Genomic DNA, 4298 nt, shown 5'->3' with positions numbered 1-4298 from the left:
ATCCGGCCGGACACGGCGACCGCGGCCCGCCGGATCGGGGCCCGGGCGATCGGGCGGTTGCTGGGCGGGGGCCGGATGCGCCAGCATCAGCAGGCACGACACGACGAGCAGACGCATGGCCGGTTTCATCACGGCGCGGTTCCGGAGTCGCGCCATCATGCCCAGGCGGCGCTCGTCCGGCCCGATGCGCGTTCGTCGAATAGCGTGGGCACGAAGATGTAGCCCCTGCCGCGCACGGTCTGGATGTAGCGATGACCGGTCGTATGCTCGATCAGCGTGCGCAACCGGAACACCTGGACGTCGAGCCCGCGCTCCGATTGCTGCAGCGAATTCTTGCCGAGCAGCGACAGGATGTTCATCCGCGACAGCACGCGCATCGGATGCGATGCGAATACCTTGAGCAACAGGAATTCGCTCTCGCGCAAGCTCAGCGTGCGGCCGGCCATGTACACGCGCCGCGCGCAGAAATCCACTTCGATCTCGCCGAACTGATAGCGGTTGCCCGCTTCGGGCAATCGATAGGGATTCGCGGTACAGCGGCGCAGCACGCAGCGGATCCGGGCGACGAGTTCGTGCGGGTCGAACGGATCGACCAGGTAGTCGTCCGCGCCGAGTTCGAGCGCGACGATCTTGTCGACGACGTCCGCCGAGCGGCTGACGACGATCACCGGCATCTCGTGGCCGGCATCGCGCAACTGCCTGAGCGCGGCCTTCAGGCCGTCGATGGGCTGCTCTGCCCGCATCACGATCGCGGACGGCAGCTCCTTGTCGAGGCGGGGCAGCAGCGATGGTAAATTGTAAAGAACCGACATCTCGATCTGGTTCTTGCTGAAGCAGGCACGCAATGCGTCGCGTACCTCCGTGGCCGGTTCGACGACGAGAATCTGGATGGTCATGGCGAGTCAACGATCATGGTGGTGGGCCCGACAGGGGCGGCTCCCCCTGCGCCGCTCGGGCGGATGACGGGGAAACGGCATGCGTTGGAGCCTAAAATCCAACTTCGCATCGAAGATGAGGAAATTGAGGAAAAACTGTGGAAATTGCGGCCGCGGCGCCTATCGCGCCGGCCGATAACGGACAATCCGGCAGGGGCGGACCTCGCGTTGCCTCCCGGATGCCGCATGCCAAGTCTCCTCGTTTCGACCTGACGGGCGCTATCGGAAGATCAACCTGCGCGGCCATTACGTATGAAACTGGGCATCACGTCGAAGTTGTTCCTCGCCATTCTCGTTCCGTGCACGGTCGTCGCGATCGCGATGGGCGCGGCGATCCGGTTCAGCTTCGAAAACAACTTTCTCGACTACGTGACGCGTCGCAACACGCTGGAGAGCCAGCAGATCGAGCAGCGTCTCGAGCGCGCGTACCTCGGTCATGGCAACTGGAAGTTCCTGGCCGACGATCCGCAAGCGTGGAATGCGTTCGTCAATGCGGGGGCCGGCGGCGGGCCCGATAACCCCCCACCAGGCATGCGCGGCGAACCCGGCCCGCCGCCCGGCATGGAGGCCGGCGACGCCGGCCATGCGCCGCCGCCGGACGGCGGGCCGCCGAGCTGGCAGCGGATGCCGCCCGTGTTCCTCTACGACGCAGGCAAGCAGCGCGTCGCGGGCGAGGGTCCGCCGCCGCCGCCCGATACCGCGCTGCGCCCGTTGACGGTGGCCGGCAAGACGGTCGGCTGGCTGTCGGTGGAGGACAATGGCGGCCCGTTTCATGCCGCCGACCGGAAGTTCCAGGCGGAGCAGGTTCGCGTGACCTGGATGATCGTCGGCGCCGCCGCGCTGCTGGCCGCGCTGCTCGCGATCGTGCTCACGCGGGTTTTTCTCGCGCCGGTCAGGCGGCTCGTCGACGCGAACCATCGGCTCGCGAGCGGCGACTATGCGGTACGCGTGCCGGAACAGCGCGGCGACGAGTTCGGTCAGTTGGCGACCGACTTCAACCGGCTCGCAGAGACGCTCGAGTCGGCCGGGCGCGCGCGGCGTCATTTCATCGCCGACATTTCGCACGAGCTGCGCACGCCGTTGGCCATTCTGCGCGGCGAACTCGAAGCGCTCGAGGACGGCCTGCGGCACCCGAGCCCGTCGACCTTCGCGTCGCTGCAGGCCGAAATTTCGATGCTCAGCCAGCTGATCAACGATCTCCACGAGCTGTCGCTCGCCGATATCGGGGAACTGACATTCGAGAAGGTCCCCGTCGATCTCGCGCACCTGATCGAGGGCGTGGCCGAATCGTTCCGCGACCGGCTCGCGTCGAAGCGGCTCGATCTCGAACTCGCGATTCCCGCCGCGCCGACGCCGATCTCGGGCGATCCGCATCGCCTGACGCAACTGATGCAGAACCTGTTCGAGAACGCGCTGCGCTATACCGACCCGGGCGGCTGCATCCGCGTGGCCGTCCAGACGGCCGACGGGCAGTTGCTGATCGACGTGCAGGATTCGTTTCCGGCCGTCCCCGAGCCGATGCTGCCGCACCTGTTCGACCGGTTCTTCCGCGTCGACGCGTCACGCAGCCGCCAGAGCGGCGGCTCGGGGCTCGGACTCGCGCTCTGCAAGCACATCGTCGACGCGCATGGCGGCACGATCGAAGCGATGCGCTCGCCTTACGGCGGCCTGTGGATTCACGTCCGCGTCCCTCTTCTCGGCCCACTCGCATGACTACTCGCGCTACCCCTGCGTCCATCCTCATCGTCGAAGATGAGCCGAAACTGTCCGCGCTGCTCGACGACTACCTGACGGCCGAAGGCTATGACACGCATATCCTCGACGACGGGCGCGAAGTCGTGACGGCCGTGCGGGCCCGCATGCCTTCGCTGATCCTGCTCGACCTGATGTTGCCGGGGTGCAGCGGGCTCGACATCTGCCGCGAATTGCGAACGTTCTCGGACGTGCCGATCGTGATCCTGACCGCGCGTGTAGACGAGATTGACCGCCTGCTCGGCCTCGAACTCGGCGCCGACGATTATGTGTGCAAGCCGTTCAGCCCGCGCGAGGTTGTCGCGCGCGTCAAGGTGATCCTGCGGCGTGTGGAAGGCACGGGTGTCGCCACGCAGGCCGCGGCGCCGTCGCCATTCGTCGTCGATCCCGAGCATTACATCGCGCGGCTCGATGGCAAGGACCTGAACCTGACGCCGATCGAACTGCGGCTGCTGTCGCTGTTGCAGTCCACGCCGGGGCGGATCTACCCGCGCGATCATCTGCTGCGCAGGCTGTACGACGATCATCGCGTCGTGACCGACCGGACCGTCGACAGCCACATCAAGAACCTGCGCCGCAAGCTGCAGGCCGTGCGCCCCGATCAGGATTTCATCCGCTCGATCTACGGCGTCGGATACAGGTTCGAGCCGGACGGCGAGCAGACTTGATTCTCTCTGTCCTGTCCGGCGTCGAGCCGGAAGGATAGGGTGACGCGCCATGTGACGAGCCAGACGCAACGGGGCGCGAAAGCGGCGCAAGCCGCCGCGGCGTGGCAGCTATCCGGTCCGGTATGGCGATCGGCGGACGGGGGGCTGACGGCGAAGCGCCGTGAAGACGCCACGACTCGATGCAGCGCTTTCGAGAACACCATTCCCGCCAAAGCCCCCTTTCCGCCACGCCCTCATGAGGAAATGCGCGGAAAAGGTGATCGAGCCATCGATCCGCACGGCACCTGCACGGCCGCCAAGTCAGGCTGTCAGCGTCACCGACAGGCTGCCGAGCTCGCCGAAGCGTACCGTCAGCGCATCGCCGAGCGGCACGTCGATCGCGCCCGCATACGAGCCGGTCGTCACGATCTGGCCGGCCCGCGCGCCGTCGCCGCGCGACGCGAGGAAGTTGACGAGCCAGACGAGCGGCTTGAGCGGATCGCCGTCCGGATGGCGGCCGTCGATCGTGCGGTTCAGCGCGCCCTCGAACGACAGCGCGAGCGTCGCGAGCGGCACGTTCAGCCCGTCGGGCACGACAGGGCCCACGCACAGCCCCTGGTTGAATTGCCCGTCGGCGAGCAGTTCGAACTTCGATGCACGCGCGGGCTCCGCATAGCGGCAGCCCAGCACCTCGAGCACGATGCGCACTTCGCGGATCGCGCCGCGCACGTCGTTCTCGTCGTACGGCTGCTCGCGCGCGGGCAGGTCGCGATCGAGCACGAAGGCGATTTCCGGCTCGATGCGCACGATCGGGCCGCCGACGACGCGGTACGGGGCATCGGCTTCGCGGATCGTCGACGCGAAGATCGGCGCGACGATCACGCGGTCGGGCGGCGGCAGCGCGCATTTCCATCCGCCGACGGATTCGCCGAGCAGGTCGGCGACGCGATGCTGGATCGCGAGC

Annotated in this window: 4 protein-coding genes; 2 read left to right on the top strand and 2 right to left on the bottom strand. The window is 67.1% G+C overall.

Annotated elements, in window-relative coordinates; all coding sequences use genetic code 11:
* Nucleotides 1-155: 155 nt before the first annotated feature.
* On the bottom strand, nt 156-896 hold the full coding sequence (locus J7024_RS36440; RefSeq protein ID WP_124897663.1) for a winged helix-turn-helix domain-containing protein: 741 nt from the start codon (nt 894-896) through the stop codon (nt 156-158).
* A gap of 291 nt (nt 897-1187) precedes the next feature.
* Here J7024_RS36440 and J7024_RS36435 point away from each other — a divergent pair, with 291 nt between their 5' ends.
* Both J7024_RS36435 and J7024_RS36430 read left to right on the top strand, forming a co-directional pair.
* Nucleotides 1188-2648 carry an ATP-binding protein gene (locus J7024_RS36435; RefSeq protein WP_175761853.1) on the top strand — a complete coding sequence of 487 codons (1461 nt, stop codon included), beginning with the start codon at nt 1188-1190 and terminating at the stop codon, nt 2646-2648.
* Nucleotides 2645-3355 (top strand): response regulator, encoded by a 711-nt coding sequence (locus tag J7024_RS36430; RefSeq protein ID WP_124897665.1) that lies wholly within the window; start codon nt 2645-2647, stop codon nt 3353-3355. Before J7024_RS36435 ends, J7024_RS36430 begins: the two co-directional genes overlap by 4 nt.
* 300 nt (nt 3356-3655) lie before the next feature.
* Here J7024_RS36430 and J7024_RS36425 read toward each other — a convergent pair.
* Nucleotides 3656-4298: fumarylacetoacetate hydrolase family protein (locus tag J7024_RS36425; RefSeq protein WP_234746009.1), on the bottom strand; the 643-nt coding region annotated here is incomplete at its 5' end.

Origin of the sequence: Burkholderia sp. WTPI3 (assembly GCF_021483755.1) — a bacterium.
Lineage (GTDB): Bacteria > Pseudomonadota > Gammaproteobacteria > Burkholderiales > Burkholderiaceae > Burkholderia.
The sequence above is the reverse complement of the archived record's forward strand: the minus strand, read 5'-3'. Positions and strand labels throughout refer to the sequence as shown.

What these genes read in the sequence shown, in the direction of transcription:
- J7024_RS36440 (WP_124897663.1), bottom strand. Translation starts at nt 896, where the DNA reads ATGACCATCCAGATTCTCGTCGTCGAACCGGCCACGGAGGTACGCGAC.
- J7024_RS36435 (WP_175761853.1), top strand. Translation starts at nt 1,188, where the DNA reads ATGAAACTGGGCATCACGTCGAAGTTGTTCCTCGCCATTCTCGTTCCG.
- J7024_RS36430 (WP_124897665.1), top strand. Translation starts at nt 2,645, where the DNA reads ATGACTACTCGCGCTACCCCTGCGTCCATCCTCATCGTCGAAGATGAG.